The organism is Myxococcus sp. MxC21-1, from assembly GCF_032612255.1.
Classification (GTDB): domain Bacteria; phylum Myxococcota; class Myxococcia; order Myxococcales; family Myxococcaceae; genus Myxococcus; species Myxococcus virescens.
In genome coordinates this window covers 8,372,772-8,393,469 of sequence record NZ_CP123278.1, presented here as the reverse complement: position 1 = coordinate 8,393,469, position 20,698 = coordinate 8,372,772, and the positions used below count along the sequence as shown (strand labels likewise).

Below are 20,698 nucleotides of genomic sequence, written 5' to 3'. Positions count from 1 at the left end.
AGTAGTTAATTGCAACATGGTTGCGAGTCAATCGGGTCGTGGTGTATCTGGGATGTGGATGCAGCCCGGATGCATGAATTCCGCCCCAGGGCGGGCCGCTCCGGAACCTAGTGAGGTCATCACCCGTGTGGATTCCGACTCTGGTGCTCTGCGTGCTGAGCGCCACGGGCGAGTTGCCTGTGACTCCACCCGTTCCGCTGGATGCGCCTGGGCCCGTGCTGCCCGCGGAGGTGCCTCCGCCCGAGGTGCCCGCCACCGTCCTGCTGCGGCTCACCATCGACCGCATGGGCGAGGTGTCCCAGGTGGAGGTGCGGCAGTCCGCTGGCGTGGCGTTTGATCGCGCCGCGATGAATGCCGCGCTGCGCTGGCGGTTCCAGCCGGCACGGCGCGGCGAGGAGGCCATCGACGTGCGGGTGGATGTGCCCGTCACCTTCGTGCCGCCGGTGCATGGCCACCACATCGAGCCCGTGGCTTCCGGACATGACGCGGCGGATACGCCTCCGGGCGTGGCGGTGGCGCACGATTCGGGAGATGCGCGTGCCCCAGGTGGCGCCGTGTCGGGGACGGAAAGCCCGCCAGCCGCGTCGGCGGGGACGAGCCGGGGCGCCTCTGGGACGGAGCACTCGGAGCTTCTCGGGCCCGTGGCGCCGCAGCCACCATCCTTCTCCACCACGGTCCGTGGCGCCTCCCAGGCACCGCCGCCGGTCGCCGTGGGTGACTTCCACATTCCGGTGGGACAGCTCGCGGACGTGCCGCGCCGCTCCGCGTCCGACCTGATGTTGCTGGCGCCCGGCGTCATGCTGGCCAACCACGGCGGCGAGGGCCACGCGGAGAGCATCTACATCCGAGGCTTCGACGCGGGAGAGGGCAAGGACGTGGAGTTGCGCCTCAACGGCGTCCCGCTCAACGAAGTGTCCCACGCGCACGGCCACGGCTACGCGGACACGTACTTCATCATCCCGGAGCTGGTGGAGTCCCTGCGCGTCACCGAGGGGCCCTATGACCCATCCCAAGGCGACTTCGGCGTGGCGGGCACGGTGGAGTATCAGCTCGGGCTGGCGCGGCGCGGACTCACCGCGTCCCTCTCCACGGGCAGCTACGCCGCGCGGCGGCTGTCCCTGCTCTGGGGGCCGCCGGAGGCCAGTGAAGCCACCTTCGTGGGACTGCTGCTGCGTCAGGGCCACGGCTTCGGCCCCAACCGCTCCTATGCCAACGCGGGCATCATGGCGCAGGTGGAGCTGCGCGTCGGCGACGAGTCACGGCTGCGCCTGTTCGGCACCAGCTATGGCTCGCGCTTCGCATCGCCGGGCGTGGTGCGGGAGACGGACGTGGTGGACTCCCGCATGCCGTGCGCTCCAGATTCGGACTCGCAGTTCTTCTGCTCCTACGGCCCCAACCAGGGCGGGGCGGGGCAGCGCCACATCCTCTCCGCTGAACTCCAGTCACGGCTGAAGCGCGGCGGGCGCTTCGTCCAGCAGGGCTACGTCATCCTGCGGCAGACGCGCATCCGCGACAACTTCACGGGCTTCCTGCTGGACACCGCCCCGCCGGACGGAGAGCGCCAGCGCGGTGACAACACGGAAGGGTACTACCGCGGCTCCACCATGGGCCTGCGAGGCCGCTACACGCCGGGGCTCATGCTGCTGGGACAGCCGCAGCCGCTGGAGCTTGGCTACGTGGCCCGCTACGACGACGTGCGCACGCGCTCGCGCCGACTGAGGGACAGTGGTGGTGTGCCCTACGCCACCGTCTTCGACAACCAGGTCCGCACCACGAACCTCGGGGCCTACGCCTCGTTGCGAGTCGCCCCCGTGTCGTGGCTCACCCTGCGCGGCGGCGTGCGCCTGGACACCTTCCTCTTCGGCGTGGACGACCACAACCGGCCCACCGAGGACCGCGATGGTCCCCGCCTCCCCGACGAGTCCCTGGAGGCCTACGGCTTCTTCGCCAGCCCGCGCGCCTCCGCAGAGATTCGCCTGACGCCCCGGCTCACCTGGCTCACCAGCGCGGGCCTGGGCGCGCGCTCCAGCGACGCCGCCGCGCTGTCCGACGCGGAGCTGGCGCCCTACGCCCGCGTGGCCTCGGGCGAGACGGGACTGGGCTGGCGGCTGGACGGGCCGCTGGCGCTGGAGGCACGCGGCGCCTTCTTCGCCACGCGCGTGTCGCAGGACTTCGTGTTCGACGAGACGGTGGGCCGCAACCAGCCCGTGGGTGCATCGCAGCGATTGGGCGCCTTCGTCAGCGCGCGCGGGACGCTGCGGGACCGGGTGGACATCCAGGCCTCGCTGGCCTGGGCGCGCGCCACGCTGCCGGTGCCCGGGGCCTCGGCGTGGAAGCTGTGGGATGGGACGGTGATGCCTTACATCCCGGAGCTGCTGGGCCGCGTGGATGCGTCGCTGCGAGGCACCACCCGCGTCGCGGGGCAGCAGGTGGACTGGAACGTGGCGCTGGGGCACAGCGCCATTGGCCCTCGGCCCCTGCCGCTGGACCGCTACAGCGCGCCCATCTTCCTGTTCGACGTGGGCACACGGGCCCGGTGGAAGGCAGTGGAGGTGGGCCTGTCGGTGGAGAACCTGCTCGACACGCGCTGGCGCGAGTCGGAGTTCAACTACGTGTCCAACTTCCGCGGTCCGGACGCGCCCCCATCGCTGATGGCCACCCGTCACTTCACCGCGGGCGCGCCCCGCACCTTCATGGGCACGCTCACCCTGCACCTGGACCTCCAGGAGGACTCGCCATGACGTCCCCGCTGCACTCCACCCGCCGCGCCTTCACGTGGATGTTGGGCACCGCGCTTGTGGGAGGCGCGTCCGCGTGTGGTCTCTCCGGCACGGGAGGCCGCGGCGTCACCTTCCGCATGGGCCTGCGCACCGCGAAGGCACCCGGGGAGGAATCGCTCGGCGAGTTCACCACCGACACGGGCTGGCGCATCCGCCTCTCGTCCGGGGTGATGGTGCTGGGGCCCATCTACATCTTCGAGAATGCCTCGCCGCTGGAGCCCACGGCTTCGGCGCCGCGCGTCCTGCGACGGCTGGGACAGTGGTTGCTGCCCACCGCGCACGCCCACGACGGGCACTTCTTCTCCGGCGGCACGGTGCTGGGCGAGTGGGACCGCGAGGTGGTGTTCGACCTGCTGGCGGAGGCGGGTGAGGTGCGGGAGCTGGGGCGCTCGCCGGGCATCGCCGGGCTGGCGCGCTCCTTCTCGCTGCTGCTCCAGCCGCCGTCCCGGGCTCTGGGCGCGGAGGGGGCGGCGCTGGGAGGCCGGTCGATGATTCTGGAAGGAACCGCTTCCCGGCAGGAGACGCACGTCCCGTTCCGGGTGGCCCTGGACTTTCCGCCGCCCGTCGAGCTGCAACGCGTGGACTTCGTGCCCATCGCGGCGGAGCTCGACGAGGGCGGCCGCTTCGTCGTGGAGGTGCAGCCGCACCGCTGGTTCGAGGGCGCGCACTTCGACCGCGTGACGGTGCCCGAGGGCGGCGAGGTGGTGGACCTGACGCCCGACACGCAGGTGTACCGGGCGCTGACGCTCAACGTGCGCCGCTACACGGCCTTCGCCGGGACGTGGGAGCCCGCCTGACGCGCGTTCAGCGCGAGCCCTGCGGCACGGGCGTGGCGCCCTGGCTGGCGCCGCGCACCACCCCCAGCCAGACGAGCGACACGCCCATCCACGCCGCGCACAACGCGGTCCAGCTCTGCGGCGCGGAGGTGTGCATCAGCCACCACGTCACCGCTGCCCCCATGGCGAGCACCCGCCCCAGCTCCAGCGGAAGGCTCCAGCGCCGTGACTCCAGCATCCCGCTCCACGCGGTGGCCATGGCCCAGAAGAGCAGGCTGAGCACCAGCTTCTGCCAGCCGGACAGCGGCGAGGCGTGGTGGCTCACCAGCAGCATGAAGGGCATCGCCGCCAGCAACTGGAACACGAGGTAGCCGCGGACGCCGGGCAGCTCGGTGGACTGGAACTTCAGCTCCACGCCGTCCTTTTGCCAGCCCACGGAGGGGCGCGGTGGCAGGTCCGCGGGCCGCCAGCCGGTGGGCATCACCCAGATGCGCAGCCGGTCCCAGTGGCGCTTGGTGGCCACCGCGTCGCTGACCAGCTTCCCCCATGCCTGGAAGTTGATGACGGTGGGGTCCCAGGTGTTGGGTGGGGAGGTGAGGCCGTAGGAGCACGCCTCCTTCTCCTCCTCGAAGGTGCCGAACAGCTTGTCCCAGATGATGAGGAAGCCCGCGTAGTTCTTGTCGATGTAGACGTCATTGCGCGCGTGGTGGACGCGGTGGTGCGATGGCGTGTTGAGCCAGGACTCAATCCACCGGGGCATCTTCGGGATGACGCGCGTGTGGGGGATGAACTGGAGCACCAGGTGGAAGGCCACCATGGCCAGCACGGCCTCGGGCGGGAAGCCCACCAGCACCAGCGGCCAGTAGAAGAGGAACGAGAAGAGGCGCTGCGTCACGCTCGCGCGCAGGGCCACCGCGTAGTTGAGTTCCTCGGTGGAGTGGTGCGGCGAATGGGCGGCCCAGCCGATGTTGGTGCGGTGCCCGAAGCGATGGAACCAGTAGAAGAGGAAGTCCACGCCCAGGAAGAGCGCCACCAGCTCCAGCGGCGACGACGCACCCAGTTGCCAGGGCGCGAACTGCCCCAGTTGGATGAAGAGCGGGAGCACCAGCAGCGCCACCGCCACGTTGACGCACTGGTTGAGCACCGCGGTGCCCATGCTTGCGATGGAGTCCTGGAAGGCGTAGTACCCGTTGCGTCGGATGACGCAGTAGGCGAATTCCCCCAGCGCCAGGACGATGACGAAGGGCGTGGCCACGGCGTAGACGTTGATGCTCATGCCGCCGGTGTATGGCGCCCGGAGGAAGGCCGCCTTAACCTGGGTTAAGCCCAGGTGCCTTCCGCTTGAGATACCCGAAGCTCTTCGAGCACATCACCGCGCTCGCGCCGCTTCCCGCCAGCGAATGGCTGAAGGCGGAGGCGTTGGCGCGGGAGCAGGCGCTGGACAAGCGGGCGCTCTTCCTGCGGCCGGGCGACGCCGCGGACCGCTTCGGGCTGGTGCTCCAGGGCGTCTTCCGCGCGGTGCGCGTCTCCGCTCGGGGCGAGGAGTCCATCAAGGCCTTCCGCTCTGAGGGTGAGTTCATTGGCGCCTACGCGGAGATGTTGCAGGGCCAACCCTCCATGACGGCCATCGAGGCGCTGGAGCCGGGCCGCGTGCTGGCCTTCCAGGCGAATGACCTTCAATCGCTGGAGGCCGGCCACCCCTGCTGGGCCCAGCTCGCCCGGCGGGTGGCGGAGCGTCACTACCTCCTGAAGGAGCGCCGCGAGCAGGAGTTCCTCGACCTGTCCGCGGAGGAGCGCCTGGAGCGCTTCTGGCAGGAGCATCCCCACCTGCACGGGCGTGTCCCTCAGCGGGACGTCGCGGCCTACCTGGGCATCACGGAGGTGGCCTTGAGCCGCATCGTGTCACGACGCCGCAAGCGGGCGGAGTGAGCGCGGCGGCGCGGTCCATGGTTTCATCGAAGGCCGACCGCCATGTCCTCCCTCCCAGCCTCGCAGGACCTCCCGCAGCGGCCGTTGACCCGTGACGACGCCCGGACGCTCACGCTGGCGGCGCTGGGTGGCGCGCTGGAGTTCTACGACTTCATCATCTTCGTCTTCTTCACCAAGGTCATCGGCGAGCGCTTCTTCCCGCCCGATACGCCGGAGTGGCTGCGACAGCTGCAGGCCTTCGGACTGTTCGCCGCGGGCTACCTGGCGCGCCCGCTGGGCGGCATCGTCATGGCCCACTTCGGAGACCGGGCGGGCCGCAAGCGCATGTTCACGTTGAGCGTGTTCATGATGTCGGTGCCCACGCTGCTGATTGGCCTGCTGCCCACCTATGAGACCGCGGGCTACGCGGCGCCCCTGGCGCTGCTCCTGCTTCGCGCGGTGCAGGGTGCGGCGGTGGGCGGTGAAGTCCCGGGGGCCTGGGTCTTCGTGTCGGAGCACGTGCCCACGCGCAGGGTGGGGCTGGCGTGCGGAACGCTCACCGCGGGCCTCACGTTCGGAATCCTGCTGGGCTCGCTAGTGGCCACGGCGGTGAATTCGCTGCTGGGCCCCGAGCAGGTGAATGCCTACGGCTGGCGAGCGCCCTTCGTCATCGGCGGCGTGTTCGGCTTCCTGGCGGTGTTCCTTCGCCGGTGGCTGGCGGAGACGCCCGTCTTCGAGGAGCTGCGGCGGCGCAAGGCGCTGGTGCGGGAGCTGCCGCTCAAGGCCGTGCTGCGAGGCCACGGCGGCACCGTGGTGATGTCCATGCTGCTCACCTGGGTGCTCACCGCCGGCATCGTGGTGGTCATCTTGATGACGCCCACGTTGATGCAGACCCTGCACGCCATCACCGCCACGCAAGCGCTGGTCGCCAGCAGCGTGGCCACGCTGAGCCTCACGTTCGGCTGCGTGGCGTATGGCCTGCTCGCGGACCGTGTGGGCGTGGGGCCGTCGCTGGGGCTGGGCTGCGCGTTGATGCTCTCGGCGACGTATGCGCTGTACCTGGGCGCGGCGTCGTCGCAGGAGGCGCTGGTGCCGCTGTCCGTGCTGGCGGGCTTCTGCGTCGGCGTGGTGGGCGTGGTCCCCACCGCCATCGTGCGCGCCTTCCCCGCGGCGGTGCGCTTCTCGGGGCTCTCCTTCTCATACAACATGGCCTACGCCATCTTCGGCGGGCTCACCCCGCTGGTCGTCACCTTGATGATGAAGGCGTCGCCCCATGCGCCCGCGCACTATGTGGCGGCGGTGAGTGTCATGGGCGTGGGGATCGCGCTGCACCTGCTGCGCGCGGGGCGGGGCTCGGCGCTGCACCCCGCCACCGAGCGCTGACTCAGTAGCGTTCGAAGACGAAGGTGAACGTCTCCCGCTCCGTCGGGCCGAAGGTGAGCCGGAGGAAGCGGTCGCCGCCGGGCGCGGTGAACTTCAGCGTGTGGGTGATGGCGGGAAGGCAGACGGGCCGGGCGGGCTCCAGCGTGGAGGCGACGGCGTCCTCCCCTTCCGTCGTGTCGTGCACCGCCACCGGGATGGGGTGGTTGAGGTACAGGATGACGGGCTCGTCCCGGCTCTCTCCCGACACGACTTCCGTGTAGCCCAGGAAGGATGTGCCGCTGGCGGGGAGCGTCAGGCCGTAGAACTCGTGGGAGCTATCCGTCGCGGGGTAGATGGTGGGGGAGGCGCTCGCGGTGACGGGCACCGGGCTCTCCAGCAGTGCGTGGGCGCAGGCGTGTTCGGTGGTGCCGTCGCGCCGGCCGGTGGTGAAGTCCAGCCGCCCATCACCGAGTCCCGCATGCGACGTGTCCACCGCGTGGCCCTCCGCGCCACGCAGCGCGCCGAGCTCCAGGGTGTACGCCGTCTCCTCCTCCAGCGGCGGCAGGTCGGATTCGGGCCGGGGGATGGCGACCGAGAGCGTCAGGCCATCCTCGGACCAGGTGCCCGTCAGCGTGCGAGGGGGATTGGCCGGCGTCGTCCGGTCGACGAGCGTGACTTCCGCCGCCGTGGTGTCCATGGGCGTGTCGAAGGTGAGCGTGACGAGCTTGCGCACTCCGGTGGTCGTCGCATCCGCCTTGAACAGCTCCACGGGCAGGACGTTCGTCTCTCCCTCCGAGGGCGTGGAGCCGATGACCGTGGGGCCCTGGACCGGACCCGCGTCGGGCTGTGTTCCGGCATCGGGCTGCCTGCCCGCATCAGGTTCGGTCCCCGCATCCGGACGGGTGCCCGCGTCCGGCGTCGGAGGGACGGGGTCGTCATGGTCACAGCCGGCCAGAGCCAGCAGGGCGCACGTGGCGAGCAAGGTGGTGGTGGCGACGGTTCGCATCGGAGGGCCTTGGTGAGGTGGGGCGGGGAGAAGGTCCGGAGCGCCCCCCGAGGTGAGCGGGGCGCCCCGGTGGAGGGGCTGCGGTGATGCCCAGGTCACCCCGAGGGTGACGGGCTAGCAGTTGAAGATGGCGGGGTTGGTGTCGTCGCAGTCGAAGCGTTGGGTGACGTAGCCCGCGGGCGCCTCACACGCGAAGCGGTAGAGCGGGCTGTTGGCGCCGTAGCCATCTCCGTCCGCGTCCCGGTAGTAGCGGCCGCGGTTGTCAAACAGGTACTCGGGCACGATGCCGACCGAGGTGGTGGGCGCGGTGATGTTCAGCTCGTAGGCGTGGCCGACCGTGAGGTCGAACACCCGTGCGTGGTGCAGCGTGCAGGTGCCCTCGGTGATGCCGTTGGTGCTGACCAGCGCGGTCAGCGTGACGTTGGGCGTGACGCTCTTGTCCACGGCGGTGATGGTGACGTTCTGCGTGGCGTAGAACGCGACGGACTCCACGGTGGAGCCCGCCGAGGCCCTGGCCACGGGGATGTACGTCACCTTGCCCGTGCCGCTGCCGGACAGCGTCACGGTGTAGTGCTTGTGCTGGGTGCTGATGTCGGGCGCCCCCGTGGCGCCATTCACGTTCACGTTGTCGCCAGGGTTGGACGCATGGGCGCACGCGTGCGTCGTCATGGCCGTGTTGTCCACGCTGGCGCAGGTGGCCTCCAGGGGCCGCTCCTGCTCCGACGTGAAGTCCTGCCCTGTGTCGTCCATGGGGCCGCAGGCGGCCAGCACCAGGCCGAGGAATGCACTGCAAAGGGGCCGCTGGGTCAGCTTCATGATGAGGCTTCCTTTCGTGAGCCGGGCCCCGCGAGTCGCGGGCACCGGCAGTCCCCACTCATGATGTAAACGCAACTTAATTGCAATAACGCGGGAGGTCGGTTCGTCCCGGATGCGTTACTGCACGTGCTCGATGACCATGTGGAGTTCGGGCAGCGACGTGGGGCCGAGCTGGAGCGTGTACTGGACGCGGTCCGTCAGTTCGTAGCCGACCATGTGCTTCAGCCCGTCGCAGAAGCCGCCGGTGGCCTGGGCGCCGGCCTGGGGCACGGTGGTGCTGATGGCCGTCTCGGTGAGGGTGACGGGCACGTCCGGGCTGCTCAGGTAGACGACGAAGTTGCCGGTGGCGAAGGCCTTGTAGCTGAACGTCCCCACGTACTGGCCGTTCTCCGGGAGGAGCTTCACCGTGTAGTAGGTGTGGAAGTCGTCCACGCGGGGATGACGGGCGGTGGTGGCGTTGACGGTGACGAAGGGACCGTTCGTCACGTGCCAGCAGGCGTGCTCGCCGTCGTCACCGAAGTCGAAGCCGTCGCCAGGGACGTGGTTCGGGTCCGGCACGCAGGCCAGGCCATCATCAGCGGCCACGTAACCCTTGTTGCAGTGGCACCAGTCGCCCGTGGGCTCTCGGTGGATGTGGCCGTTGGGCTCGCAGGGGTCGCCGGGCGCGATGGGCGCGGGGTCATCGTCACCACCGCAGGCGACGGCCGCCGCGGCACACGCGGTCAGGAAGAGGACTCGGAGGGTCGGGCGCATGAGGTGCTTCATATGTGTTTCCTGGATTCAAATGCAACTAAAGTACAATTGAGTCCAGGTGTGTACGGGCGAAGGCCCACGGCGGGAGGAGGACGCTCCCGCCGTGGGCCTTCAAGATGCTCCGCGGGTCAGGTCAGTGGTGGTGACCCGCCTCCTCGATGATGAGGGTGAAGGCGGCGTTGGAGGGGAGGATGGAGCGGAACTCCAGGTAGTACTCGGTGTCGGCCTCGAGGTCCGCGACGTAGGCCGTCTTCAGGCTGGAGCAGACCTCGGTGGGGACGGTGTAGCGGCACTCGCGCGCCACCTCGGTGCCGGTGGCGGCCTCGAAGATGCGCAGGCCTCGCTGACGCGACAGGATGAAGGCGAACTCACCCGACTCGTCCGCGAGGAACGAGACGCGACCGGCGTAGTTGAACGGCGAGCGCTGCGGCAGGGTGACCTGGTAGGCGGTGTGGGCCTGGCTGACATCCACCAGGACGGGCGCGCCCAGGGCGGCGGCGGTGATGGGTTCGAAGGGGCCGTATTCGGCGTGGTAGCACGCGTGCTCCACGACGTGCTCCAGCTCCTCGGGCTCCTCGCAGGCGGGGAGCATGCTGAACAGGGCGTCCTCGCTGCTCTCCAGCGCGGCGGCCTCGGGCGCCACGGGGGACTCCTCCTCGACGGGGGTGCCGCAGCCGGCGATCAGGACGGCCACGCTGGTGGCGAGCAGGGACTGCTTGAAGGGGAACTCCAGCTTCATGGTGGTTGCTCCTTGGAGGGGTACTGCGGGGTGACAGGGGTGTGTGTTCAGGGCATGGCGGGACGCAGGACGAGCCACGCGGCCACGACCTCGCCCGAGGCCCGGCGCTCGGGGGGTAGCTGCATGTGCGTGGTGTCCTCGCCGAGCCGCAGGTCGGCGGTGCGGCGGAAGGACTCCTGGAATGAGTCGCTGTCCGGGAAGGTGACGCGGGCGACGCAGCCGGCCGCGAAGCATCGAGGTGGCTCGGCCTGGACGGGCAGCACGTCGGCCTCCACCTGGGCATGCCACTTCGCCAGCGCCGCCCGGGCCTGCGCTGTCCAGGGCTCGTGGCTTTCGCCGGAGGCCGTCAGCTCCGCCAGCACCGCGTCGCGGCGGGCTTCAGGCGAGGGGTATGTGCCGCGCAGGGTCGTCACCAGCCGCAGGCGCTGGGCAGGGGGCGTGCGCCGGGAGCGTGCGGAGCGCTCTGCATCGGACGCCGAGGTGGGCCTGGTGATGAGGCGAGAGTCCGGCTGTGCGGGGGCGACAGGCGTGGAAGGCCGGGGCACGACGGAGCGCGGCCGCGGTGTGGGGGCCTGGGCGAACGGGGTGGAAGCCTCGGGTTCCGCGGCCTGGGACGGAAGCTCCACTGGCCGGTGAAGCCAGGCTGCGACGGCGCAGGCCAGCGCCAGTCCCGTGAATCCCATGCTCCAGATGAGTCGGCTCACGATGACGCGCCCTCCGTCGCGGCAGGACAGAGCTCTGCCGTCCCCGCCAGGTCCCCATTCCAGGAACGCTCGCGATAATGTGCCATCGTGAGTCAGTTGCAATCAAGTTGCGTTTTCGGGGTGGGGCGGTGGCGTGGGGACGTGCGCGGAGGGGGAATCGCGCCGCGTGGTGGGTCTTTTGGGACCCTGTATTTCTTGTTTTTCAGGAAGGTTGGTTGCCGGTCACGAACCTCATCCACTAGGACCGTTGCACGTGCCTGGTCCGCGCGTGCGGCCGCCCCGCATGGCCGCCCCTCTCACGCCGAGGTCACTCCATGGGATTTCCGTCCTTCTTGTTGCGCGTGGTGGTGCTGGTCGTCCTGGCTGTTCCCACGTGGGCCCAGGCGGGCTCGTATCTGCGCGTCGTCAGCTGGAACCTGCGTCACGAGGGGTGGACCGCGGAGCAGACGTATCGCGAGGACGCGGAGCAGATCTGGCGGCAGTACGGCGCGAACAGCAATTCCAACAACGGCTGTGACCTGGTGTTCCTGCAGGAGGTGATGAATACCAGCGTGGTTCCGGCCATCGTGGCGGAGCTCAACGCGGTCTCCGGCGTGAAGTGGCGCTATGCGCAGACGCCGCTCATCGGGCGCTCATCGTACAAGGAAATCTACGCGGTGTTGTACCGGGAGGACACGGTGTCACTGCTGTCATCCAGTGTGTACGAGGACACCGGCGACACGTTCGAGCGCGAGCCGCAAATCATCCGCGTGCGGCACACGCCCACGGGCGCGGACTACACGTTCATCAACTGGCACACCGTCTGGGGCAATCCCTCCGACCGCGACGCCGAGGTGAAGCAATTCGGCGCGGTGTTCAAGGCGGTGCAGGACGCCAGCCGCACCGACCAGGACGTCATCCTGGTGGGAGACCACAACATGGCGTGCACGACGGCGTCCTGGGCGAACCTGGTGGCGCTGTCTCCCACGGTGGCTTGCAAGCTGAACGTAGCCACCACCATCAACCTCAGTGGTGGCTACGTGAATGCCTATGACCACTTCTGGATGCAGCCCGAATACGTGACGGAGTTCTCCTCGGCGGGGCGCGACTACATCGGGAACACGCGGGACTTCGTCACCCGCCTGGCGGACCATGCGCCCATCTACCTGACGCTGTATTCCTCCAGCGATACGGATTGAGAAATTGAAACGTCGCGCATGGGGTGTGGGGGGCGCCGCGCTGGTGTTGGCCGCGTTCGTGCTGTGGTGGCTGTGGCCCGCGGACGCCGCCGCGCCGGTGACGCCCGCGCGCACGCCTGTTGTCCGCACGAAAGCCCCAACCCCCGTGAGTCCGCCGCCGCCTGAGGATCTGGAGCCCGCGCACTCAGAGGGACTGGTTCTGCGCGTGGTGCTGCAAGGGGATGTTCCCTTCCAGGGAGAGGCCCGCGTGGGCGAGGCCTCCATCTCTGATGCGGACCGGCACCTGTGGGAAGTGTCGAAGCGCGAGGGGCGCGAGGGCGCCGGGCCTGCGCGGCTGGAGGACCTGGCCAACGTGTTGGAGTGGCGGCCCGTGGAGGTGACGCCGTCCGCGACGGGGGGGACGTTGGGACCGGTGCTCGTTCCAGTGGTACCGCTCTACCGGGTGGTGGCCTGGGCAGCGGATGGAACGTTCTGGCTGGGCGACGTGGTGCTTGAGGAGGGGGTCACCACGGGCGTCGTGGAGGCCGTGCTGTCTGCCCGGGCGCCTACCGGTGTGCGGGTGCGGCTCGCGGGAGTGCGACCCGAGCATGGCCCGTTCTCCCTTCGTGTGGTGCGTGGCGTATCCCGGGATGTTCGCGACGCGGAGCGCGCGAGCGAACTGTTGCCCGTGATTCGGCATGTCGCGCCGGACATCGCCTCCGCGCTCGCGGACGGTACGGCGCTGCCGCTCCCCGTGGGGAAGTCGCTGGAGTTGCTGCCGTTGCCCACGGACCCCGCGGTGGGGTTGGTGCTCCGGAGCGCGGCGGGACGGGAAAGCGCGTGGGTGGAGGTGCCTCTGCGCGAGGGGCGTGTGGAGCCGGTGGTGCTGGACGTGGGTTCGCTCTTTCCTGAAGGCGTGGGTGAGGCGGTGACGCTACGGGGGAAGGTGGAGTTGGAAGGAACGTTCCGTCCACCGGAAGGCACGAGGCTCCTGGGGCCGGGGGACGTGGAAATCCCGCTCGCGCAGGATGGGCGCTTTGTCGTGTCGGGGCTACCGTCCTGGGAGCCGTCCCGCTTCCGCGTCGAGGTGGCATCGCCCGTTGCCAGACGTCCGGTGGCCGCGGCGGAACAGGCTTTCGATTTCAGGCCCGCGCCGGGTGTGCGGGACGCCGAGGTGACGTGGCGCGTGAAGGCCTACCGGTGGCTCGTGCTGCGCATGGATGCCGCCATGCGGGCACAGATAGAGGCACGGACCCAGAAGCCCTATCCCGTGTTCGTTCTCCAGCGGTGGCGCCACGAGAACCAGTGGGAGCTGGCCTCCGCCGGCGCATTCATCCAGGAAGAGGATGGGATGGCCGTGTCCATCCTGGAGCCGGGGCGCTATCGGCTGCTGGTGTCTTTCTCTGTTCACGAGGTCTACACCAGCACCGCCGCGGACGTGGGCGAGGACATGGCGGATGGCACCGTCACCTTCCAGGTGGACGTGGAGGGGAGCGATTGCGAGGTGCTCGTCACGGATGGGCGCAAGCCGGTGTTCGGCGCGCGAGTCACCGCATCCAGTGACGTGAGCTCACTGCCTCCCGCGTGGGGACTCACGGATGCGCAGGGACGTTGGCGGTTGGGGCGCGTGAGGCCGTTCGGCCTTCACCTGGAGGTGGAGGCGGAGGGATACGCGCCCTGGACAGGGGAAGTCGCCGAGGCCTGCCGGCGAGGGGGCGAGGTCCGCGTCCAGCTTTAGGGGAGACCTCGCTCGCGGCGATGGCCACGAGCAGGGCCTGGGCCGCACACGTCAGGCCGCGTTGGCGGTGATGGCCATCAGCTCCGTGCGAGTACGCCTGGGCGCCGCGGCGGGCTCCAGCTCATCGGCCACCGGGGCATCCGTCTCGCCCCCTTCGGTGGCCAGCTCCGGCGCGCGGTTCTTGCCGCCCAGGGCCTCCACCCACCCCTCCAGCAGGTCCATCAGCGCGCTGCGCTGCTCGCCTTCCAACGGCATCAGCAGCCGGGCCATGCGCTCCTGGACCACCGAGTCCGCCTGCTCCGCCAGGGCGCGGCCCTGTTCCGTGAGCCTCACCCGAACGCGCCGCCGGTCATGCCGCACGGAGCGCTCGCGCTGGACGAGCTGCGCGGCCTCCAGCCGGTCCAGCAGCCGGCTCAGCCGGGGCGGGGCAATGCCGCCCAGCCGCTCCGCGAGGACGTTGACGGGAAGGAGGCTCTCCGCCTTCAGCCACCAGACGGCCTGGACCTCCATCGGGTCCAGCTCGGTATGGGGTAGGGCACCCAGGGGGCTGCCCAGCGCACCGCAGCGCGCTACGTCGATGAGCAGATTCCTCAACCGCGCCACCTGCACCCGCACTTCCGCCGAGAGCTCGGACATCCTGGTCGCCTCCGTCTCTCGGGCGTCATCGTCCCTCCGGCCGAGGAGTCCCGATGACCGCCCGTCTTCCAAGGGGGCAAAGGCCCCACCCGGGCGATCAACGGTCCGGCGCGGAAGGCATATCGGACCCACCGAAAGAAATGTGCGGGGCGCGGTCCGTCAGGCGCCGCTGGCCTTCTTGCGTTGGGCCTTCGCCTTGGCGTGGGCCTTGTCGAAGCCCTCGTAGAAGCGCACGGCCTGCTCGCCCACCATCTGGATGTGCTGGTTGTTGAAGTAGGCGGTGACGGGCGCGGCCACCAGCGGCATGGCTCGCCCCAGCGTCTGCATGCCGCCCTTCTCCAGCAGCATGGCGGCCAGCTTCCCCAACACCTTGGGACCCGCGCGAGGCAGCGGACCCAGGCCGTTGGCGTAGCCGAACAGGTCCAGCATCTCCCCGCGCGCCCGCTCCGTCTTGAGGTTCACCTTGTAGAGGGTGGCCACGTCCGTGAGCAGGATGATTTGCAGGTACGCCATGAAGAGCAGGTCCGCCGGCAACGCCACCAGCCCGAACACCCCGCTCACCCCGCCCACCATGCTGGCGAGGTTCTTCTTTTCGTCCACGATGCGCTGGGCCAGCTCCCGCGGCGACGCCTGCGGGTAGCGCTTCTCCAGGGTCGTGATGCGCACACGCGAGCGCGCCACCTCCTGGAGGACGATGTCCGACAGCCGCGCCGAGCCGAGCTTCTTCAGCTCCGCCGGAGTCATCTTCTTCATGAAGGCCAGCCGCTCGGCCACGCTGTCGTAGAGACCCATCCCTCAATAACCCCGCTCGGACAGGTAGAGGTCCACCAGCGCGCCTTCTTCGTACCAGGCGTGCCGCATCTCCACGTTGAACCAGCGCGAGTCCGGCTTCGGACCGCGCACCTCCAACTTCACCTGGTTGGGCGAGGTGTCGATGATGGCCGCGCGCGCCTTGCACGCCGCGCCCGGGTCTTCGCCGTAGCCACCCTCGAGGCAGATCTCATCCCCCACCGAAAGCCGGCGGGTGTACTCGGTGGCCAGGTAGAGGGCGTCGTCACACGAACCCCGCGCGGAGGACGTGCCGAGCGCATCGCACCGGTTCTGCGGGGGCGCCTTCACGACGGGGATGACCCCGTAGAGCGGGTCGTCGTTGTTCGGATCCGGACGGAAGGCCCCCGTACCCGTACAACCTGTCAGCACCAGCGAGAGCGCGCCAGCGCTCACCCACGACCGCCTCATCGTATCGACTCCTCCGGGGCCCACGACCCCACCCTTTAAAGAGGGGAGGAGCATGGCAAAAGGCGTTCGATGGGGCAAAGCAGCCAGCGGACCGCCGCGGCGCCGGGCGTCAGGCCGAGCGGCGCTGCGGGCCCGGAATCTCCTTCGTCTGCCCGGGCACCACGCGGTTGTCCTTGTCCACGAACACCACGGTGGGCTTCCAGTTCGCCACCTCGGCTTCCTCCACTTCCGCGAAGGTGGCCAGGATGACCAGGTCGCCCGGCTTGTTCAGGTGCGCCGCCGCGCCGTTGATGCAGATGACGCCGCTGCCGGCCTCACCTTCCAGCGCGTAGGTCTCCAGGCGCGTGCCCTGGGTGACGTTCCAGACCGCGACCTTTTCGTTCTCCACGATGTCGGCGGCGCGAAGCAGGTCGCGGTCGATGGTGACGGACCCTTCGTAATCCAGGTCAGCCTGGGTCACGGTCGCGCGGTGGATTTTCGACTTGAAGAGGATGCGGCGCATGTGTGTCTCGACCTTGGAAAAGCGGCAAGGACGCCCCACCGTAACGTCTGAGGCGCCCTGGGACAACCCTGTGTTCAGTGCCCCTGCCCGTAGTGCAGGCAGGCGTCACTTAACGAAATTGACGAGCTGATTGAGACTCAGGGGAACGCTCTGGGATTCCGAGGTGAGCTTGCCGTCCAGGCGGACCTGCGCATTTCCGCCCGAGCGCAGGGCCAGGGCCGCGTTCGCCGCGCGAGCGAAGCTGATGGTGAGGGGCAGGGTGACCTGCTTCGTCCCGCTGCCGTCCAGCTTGCCCAGGTTGCCGGTGGACAGCGTGCCCACATCCGCGCCCGCCACCTTCAGCGCGCCAGTGATGCCGGCCACCGGCAACGGGAAGCTGTTGCGGTTGGTAATCGACAACGGGAATTCCACGGTGGCGCCGGTCAGGGTGATGTCCTTGATGCGCGGCGCCTGGAAGGACACCTGTGGAATCTTGGGGACCTCGAAGGTTCCCTCCTTCGCCAGCGGGAAGCTCAGCACGCCCAGGGGCGTCTTGACGCCCAGCGTGCCCTGCGCCTTGAAGGCGGCCTTGTCCTGCTTGAGGAAGGTCTCCAGCACGGGGACCACGTCCGCGAACTTCACGTTGGCCGGGAAGACGAGCTCGCTCTTGCCATTGGCCTTGAGCGCCAGTCCCGAGCGCGGCTTGCCGGCCACGACCTGCTTGCCCTCCACGAAGAAGGCGTAGTCCACCTCGGCCAGGTTCAACCCGAAGCCGTTGGGGTTGTTCAGCTCGTAGACCAGGTTGATGGTGGCGTCGGACAAGGACGCATCCGCGAGCCGGGCCGTCTTGAAGGAGAGGGTGGGCTTCTTGAAAGCCCCCTTCAGCATCTTCTGCAAGGCGGCGCAGCCGCTGAGCGTGGTGAGTCCAAGGACGGCCAGGACGAGAAGGGCACGTTTCATGGTGGGCATGGGCGTATCACCGGACGCCCCTTCTCTGCGCGGGATTCAATCCAATGCCGTGGGAGGTGCTATGTGGGGAGCCTCCCGTACCCAGATGGAGGCACCTTGTCCGGGGTCCGTGCACACATCTCCTCCCATCTTCCGCCCTGGCGCGCCTTGCTGGCCCTGGGGCTCCTGGCTGCGGCATCGGTGTCCTGTTCCAAGAGCAGCCAGGACCCCGCGGAGCGGCGAACGCTGTCGTTGAAGCCCTGCCGCCTGGAGGGGCTGGCCACGCAGGCCCAGTGTGGGACCTACGAGGTCTTCGAGGACCGGGCGGCTCGCACGGGCCGCAAGATTCCCCTGCGCGTGGTGGTGGTGCCGGCGCTGGCCGCGCAGCCGCAGCCGGATCCGTTGGTGCTGCTGGCGGGAGGCCCGGGCCAGGCGGCGTCGCGTTCGACGCAGGTGTTGATGGCGGTGGAGCGCATCCGCCGCAAGCGCGACATCGTGCTGGTGGACCAGCGAGGCACGGGGGACTCGAATCCGCTGAACTGCAAGACGGACTCGCCGGAAGAGGGGCTGTCCGCGCGGCTCGAAGAAGGCAAGGCGGCGGAGGAGGTGCGCAAGTGCCGCGAGGGCTGGGACGCCGATGTGCGGCACTACACCACGCCCGTCGCCATGGATGACCTGGACGAGGTCCGCGAGGCGCTGGGCTACGAGAAGCTCAACCTCTGGGGCGTGTCCTACGGCACGCGCGCGGCGCTTGTATACATGCGGCAGCACCCGGAGCGCGTGCGGACCGCCATCCTGGACGGCGTGGCGCCCATGGGGTTGTACCTGCCGCTGTTCGCGCCTCGCGACGCGCAGCAGGCGCTGGACCGGCTGCTGGCGAACTGCGAGGCGGACGCGGCGTGTGCCCAGGCGTATCCGAACCTGCGGCCCAGGACGGAGGCGTTGTTGACGACGCTGGAGGCCACGCCCGCGCGCACCCAGGTGGCGCACCCACGCACCGGCGTGTTGGAGGAGGTCGTCCTGTCGCGCCGCGCCTTCCTGTCTCAGCTCTTCGCGCAGCTCTACAGTCCGGAGATGTCCTCCCTGGTGCCGTTGATGCTGGACCGGGCCACGCAGGGAGACTGGTCCCCCTTCGTCGCGCTCAGCGTGGGCCTGACGGAGAACCTGGGGCGCACGGTGAGCCACGGCCTCTACTTCGCCGTCGTGTGCGCGGAGGACGCGCCCTTCTACGACGAGGCTGCGTTGGTGCGCGAGTCGCAGGGCACCTGGTTCGGTCCGACCATGGGCCGCGAAGTCCTCTCCGTCTGCGCGGACTGGCCACGTGGGAGCCTTCCCCAGGGCTACCGCGAACCGGTGGTGTCGTCGGTGCCCACGCTGCTCTTGTCGGGCGAGCTGGACCCGGTGACGCCGCCCGCGTGGGCCGAGGAGGCCAAGCGCACGCTCTCCAACAGCCTGCACGTGGTGGTGCCCGGCGTGGGCCACAACACGATTGGCGCGGACTGCGCGCGCACGCTGATGCTGGACCTGCTGACCCAAGGGAGCGTGGAGGGGCTGTCGTCCGCGTGCGGCACGAACCTTACCCGTCCTCCCTTCTTCACCTCCTTCGCCGGCCCGGTGCCTTGAGGACGCGCGCGCCATGATTGAAGTCAGGAACCTGCACAAGCGCTTTGGCAAGAAGGTGACGGCGGTGGAGGACGTGTCCTTCACGGCGGAGGACGGCGTCATCACCGGCCTGCTGGGCCCCAACGGCGCTGGCAAGACGACGACGATGCGCATGCTCTACACGCTGGTGCGGCCGGACCGCGGCACCGCGCTGGTGGACGGCGTGGACGTGGTGCAGCGGCCGCAGGAGGCCCGGCGGGCGCTGGGCGTGCTGCCGGACGCGCGTGGCCTCTATCCGCGCCTCACCGCCCGCGAGCACGCGCGCTACTACGGCGAGCTGCACGGCCTGTCCGGCGCCACGCTGGACAAGCGCGTGGATGAGCTGCTGGACCTGTTGGACATGCGGGACATCGCGGACCGCCGCGCGGAGGGCTTCAGCCAGGGCCAGCGCGTGAAGGTGGCCATGGCGCGGGCGCTGGTGCACGGGCCTCGCAACGTGCTCTTGGACGAGCCCACCAACGGGCTGGACGTCATGAGCACGCGCTCGGTGCGCACGCTGCTGCGGCGGCTGAAGGATGAAGGCCGGTGCGTGGTGTTCTCCAGCCACGTGATGCAGGAAGTGGCCGCGCTGTGTGACCGCATCGTGGTGGTGGCACACGGGCGGGTGGTGGCGGACGGGACACCGGATGCGCTGCGCGCGAGCACCGGCAAGGACAGCCTGGAGGAGGCCTTCGTGGCCACCATCGGCACGGACCAGGGGTTGATGCAATGAACGGGCTGTCCTTCTCCGTCTTCCGCAAGGAGCTGAAGGACCACCTGCGCGACCGGCGCTCGGTGCTCACCTCGTTGATGTGGCCGCTGATTGGCCCCGTCGTGTTCATGGTGATGTTCAACCTCCTGGCCTCCTGGTACCGGCAGGACCGGCCGCTGGCGCTGCCGGTGGTGGGGCGGGAGCATGCCCCCAGCCTGATGGCCTTCCTGGAGCGCTACGGAGCGCAGCTGGAAGAGGCGCCGGCGGACTACGAGTCGCGCATCCGGGCGGGCTCGCTGGACGCGGTGCTGGTGGTGCCGGACGACTACGCCGAAGCGTACTCCGCAGGGCGCACCGCCGAGGTGCAGCTCGTGGTGGACAGCTCGCGCCAGTCCGCGCGCCAGTCGGTGCTGCGCGCGCGGCGGCTGCTGGAAGCGTACGCCCACATGCTGGGCAATCAGCGCCTCTATGCGCGGGGCGTCTCGCCGGACCTGGCCATTCCCGTGCGGGTGCAGGAGGCGGACCTGTCCACGCCGGAGCGCACCGCGGCGGGGCTGCTCAACATGGTGCCGCTCTTCCTGGTCATCGCCGCCTTCGCGGGCGGCATGCAGGTGGCCAGCGACGCCATGGCGGGTGAGCGCGAGCGCGGCTCGCTGGAGCCCCTGCTGCTCAACCCGGCGCCCCGGAGCGCGGTGGTGACGGGCAAGTGGCTGGCCACCGTGGTCATGGCCGTCGCGGCGGTGCTCATTACGTTGGTGGGCTACATGCTGGTGGTGCGGCGCGTGCCCTTGGAGGACCTGGGGGTGAAGGCCCGCTTCGACGCGCCCGCCGCCCTGGGCATGGCCGCCGCCGTGCTGCCGCTGGCCCTGGCCGCCTCCGCCGTGCAGGTGTGGGTGTCCACCTATGCACGCTCCTTCAAGGAGGCGCAGACGTACCTGTCCCTCCTGATGGTGGTGCCCATGCTGCCGGGCATGGTGCTGGCCCTGTCGCCGCTCCAGCCGAAGATGTGGATGTTCGCGGTGCCGGTGCTGGGCCAGGAGGTGCTCGCGGGCGAGGTGATGCGCGGTGAGCCGCTGGGCGCGCTGCCGTTCCTCATCGCGGGCGCGTCCAGCATCCTGCTCACGGTGTTGTCGCTGGCGGTCACCGCGCGTTTGTTGTCCCAGGAGCGCATCGTCTTCGGCCGGGGCTGACGAGGGTCCCCATCGCGCCGCTGTTGCGTTACGCTCCGCACAACCTCTCAGGTGCCACTGTCGGCGGGTGGCGCTTGGGCGGCGGCCTGACATGACAGCCACGCGCCTTTGC

The 20,698-nt window shown here is 69.6% G+C and carries 20 protein-coding genes; 9 read left to right on the top strand and 11 right to left on the bottom strand.

What is annotated here, in order from left to right:
* The first annotated feature begins 110 nt into the window (after nt 1-110).
* On the top strand, nt 111-2,741 hold the full coding sequence (locus tag QEG98_RS37655) for a TonB family protein (RefSeq protein ID WP_316564765.1): 2,631 nt from the start codon (nt 111-113) through the stop codon (nt 2,739-2,741).
* A complete protein-coding gene (locus tag QEG98_RS37650) occupies nt 2,738-3,577 on the top strand; it encodes a hypothetical protein (protein ID WP_316564764.1) in 840 nt (279 codons plus the stop codon). Before QEG98_RS37655 ends, QEG98_RS37650 begins: the two co-directional genes overlap by 4 nt.
* Before the next feature lie 7 nt (nt 3,578-3,584).
* Here QEG98_RS37650 and QEG98_RS37645 read toward each other — a convergent pair whose 3' ends face one another.
* Entirely contained in the window at nt 3,585-4,832 is a 1,248-nt protein-coding gene (locus QEG98_RS37645) for a sterol desaturase family protein (RefSeq protein ID WP_316564763.1), read from the bottom strand.
* 65 nt (nt 4,833-4,897) lie between these two features.
* Here QEG98_RS37645 and QEG98_RS37640 point away from each other — a divergent pair, with 65 nt between their 5' ends.
* On the top strand, nt 4,898-5,485 hold the full coding sequence (locus tag QEG98_RS37640) for a Crp/Fnr family transcriptional regulator (protein ID WP_316564762.1): 588 nt from the start codon (nt 4,898-4,900) through the stop codon (nt 5,483-5,485).
* Between the two features lie 42 nt (nt 5,486-5,527).
* The gene (locus QEG98_RS37635; protein ID WP_316564761.1) at nt 5,528-6,847 is read left to right on the top strand and encodes an MFS transporter; all 1,320 of its coding nucleotides are present in this window, start codon (nt 5,528-5,530) and stop codon (nt 6,845-6,847) included.
* Between the two features lies 1 nt (nt 6,848).
* On the opposite strand, the gene QEG98_RS37630 is transcribed toward QEG98_RS37635, so the two are convergent.
* The 5 genes from QEG98_RS37630 to QEG98_RS37610 all read right to left on the bottom strand — a co-directional run bounded on the left by QEG98_RS37630 (nt 6,849) and on the right by QEG98_RS37610 (nt 10,844).
* A complete protein-coding gene (locus QEG98_RS37630) occupies nt 6,849-7,832 on the bottom strand; it encodes an Ig-like domain-containing protein (RefSeq protein WP_410477898.1) in 984 nt (327 codons plus the stop codon).
* A 114-nt stretch (nt 7,833-7,946) separates the two neighbouring features.
* Entirely contained in the window at nt 7,947-8,648 is a 702-nt protein-coding gene (locus QEG98_RS37625; RefSeq protein ID WP_316564759.1) for a hypothetical protein, read from the bottom strand.
* Nucleotides 8,649-8,765: 117 nt separating this feature from the next.
* On the bottom strand, nt 8,766-9,413 hold the full coding sequence (locus QEG98_RS37620; protein ID WP_410477897.1) for a hypothetical protein: 648 nt from the start codon (nt 9,411-9,413) through the stop codon (nt 8,766-8,768).
* A 121-nt stretch (nt 9,414-9,534) separates the two neighbouring features.
* Nucleotides 9,535-10,140 (bottom strand): hypothetical protein, encoded by a 606-nt coding sequence (locus QEG98_RS37615; protein WP_316564757.1) that lies wholly within the window; start codon nt 10,138-10,140, stop codon nt 9,535-9,537.
* Nucleotides 10,141-10,187: 47 nt separating this feature from the next.
* Nucleotides 10,188-10,844, bottom strand: a complete 657-nt coding sequence (locus QEG98_RS37610) for a hypothetical protein (RefSeq protein ID WP_316564756.1) — start codon at nt 10,842-10,844, stop codon at nt 10,188-10,190.
* A 314-nt stretch (nt 10,845-11,158) separates the two neighbouring features.
* On the opposite strand from QEG98_RS37610, the gene QEG98_RS37605 reads away from it, so the two are divergent.
* On the top strand, nt 11,159-12,022 hold the full coding sequence (locus QEG98_RS37605) for a deoxyribonuclease I (RefSeq protein WP_316564755.1): 864 nt from the start codon (nt 11,159-11,161) through the stop codon (nt 12,020-12,022).
* Nucleotides 12,023-12,065: 43 nt separating this feature from the next.
* The gene (locus QEG98_RS37600) at nt 12,066-13,739 is read left to right on the top strand and encodes a carboxypeptidase-like regulatory domain-containing protein (RefSeq protein ID WP_316564754.1); all 1,674 of its coding nucleotides are present in this window, start codon (nt 12,066-12,068) and stop codon (nt 13,737-13,739) included.
* 51 nt (nt 13,740-13,790) lie between these two features.
* Here QEG98_RS37600 and QEG98_RS37595 read toward each other — a convergent pair whose 3' ends face one another.
* The 5 genes from QEG98_RS37595 to QEG98_RS37575 form a co-directional block, all read right to left on the bottom strand.
* Nucleotides 13,791-14,375 carry a MarR family winged helix-turn-helix transcriptional regulator gene (locus tag QEG98_RS37595; RefSeq protein ID WP_141588111.1) on the bottom strand — a complete coding sequence of 195 codons (585 nt, stop codon included), beginning with the start codon at nt 14,373-14,375 and terminating at the stop codon, nt 13,791-13,793.
* Between the two features lie 159 nt (nt 14,376-14,534).
* Nucleotides 14,535-15,167, bottom strand: coding sequence for an EcsC family protein (locus QEG98_RS37590; RefSeq protein ID WP_090487784.1), 633 nt, complete (start codon nt 15,165-15,167; stop codon nt 14,535-14,537).
* A gap of 3 nt (nt 15,168-15,170) precedes the next feature.
* Nucleotides 15,171-15,614: a hypothetical protein gene (locus QEG98_RS37585; RefSeq protein WP_316564753.1), complete on the bottom strand. Its 444-nt coding sequence runs from the start codon at nt 15,612-15,614 to the stop codon at nt 15,171-15,173.
* A 109-nt stretch (nt 15,615-15,723) separates the two neighbouring features.
* A complete protein-coding gene (gene panD / locus QEG98_RS37580) occupies nt 15,724-16,116 on the bottom strand; it encodes an aspartate 1-decarboxylase (protein ID WP_090487788.1) in 393 nt (130 codons plus the stop codon).
* A 105-nt stretch (nt 16,117-16,221) separates the two neighbouring features.
* Entirely contained in the window at nt 16,222-17,064 is an 843-nt protein-coding gene (locus tag QEG98_RS37575) for an LEA type 2 family protein (RefSeq protein WP_090487790.1), read from the bottom strand.
* Nucleotides 17,065-17,160: 96 nt separating this feature from the next.
* Between QEG98_RS37575 and QEG98_RS37570 the strand changes: the two genes are divergently transcribed.
* From QEG98_RS37570 to QEG98_RS37560, 3 genes are read left to right on the top strand one after another with little or no spacing between them, the layout of a single operon-like run.
* Nucleotides 17,161-18,666, top strand: coding sequence for an alpha/beta hydrolase (locus QEG98_RS37570; RefSeq protein WP_316564752.1), 1,506 nt, complete (start codon nt 17,161-17,163; stop codon nt 18,664-18,666).
* A gap of 13 nt (nt 18,667-18,679) precedes the next feature.
* On the top strand, nt 18,680-19,417 hold the full coding sequence (locus tag QEG98_RS37565) for an ATP-binding cassette domain-containing protein (protein ID WP_316564751.1): 738 nt from the start codon (nt 18,680-18,682) through the stop codon (nt 19,415-19,417).
* Nucleotides 19,414-20,586, top strand: coding sequence for an ABC transporter permease (locus QEG98_RS37560; RefSeq protein WP_316564750.1), 1,173 nt, complete (start codon nt 19,414-19,416; stop codon nt 20,584-20,586). Before QEG98_RS37565 ends, QEG98_RS37560 begins: the two co-directional genes overlap by 4 nt.
* Nucleotides 20,587-20,698: the final 112 nt, after the last annotated feature.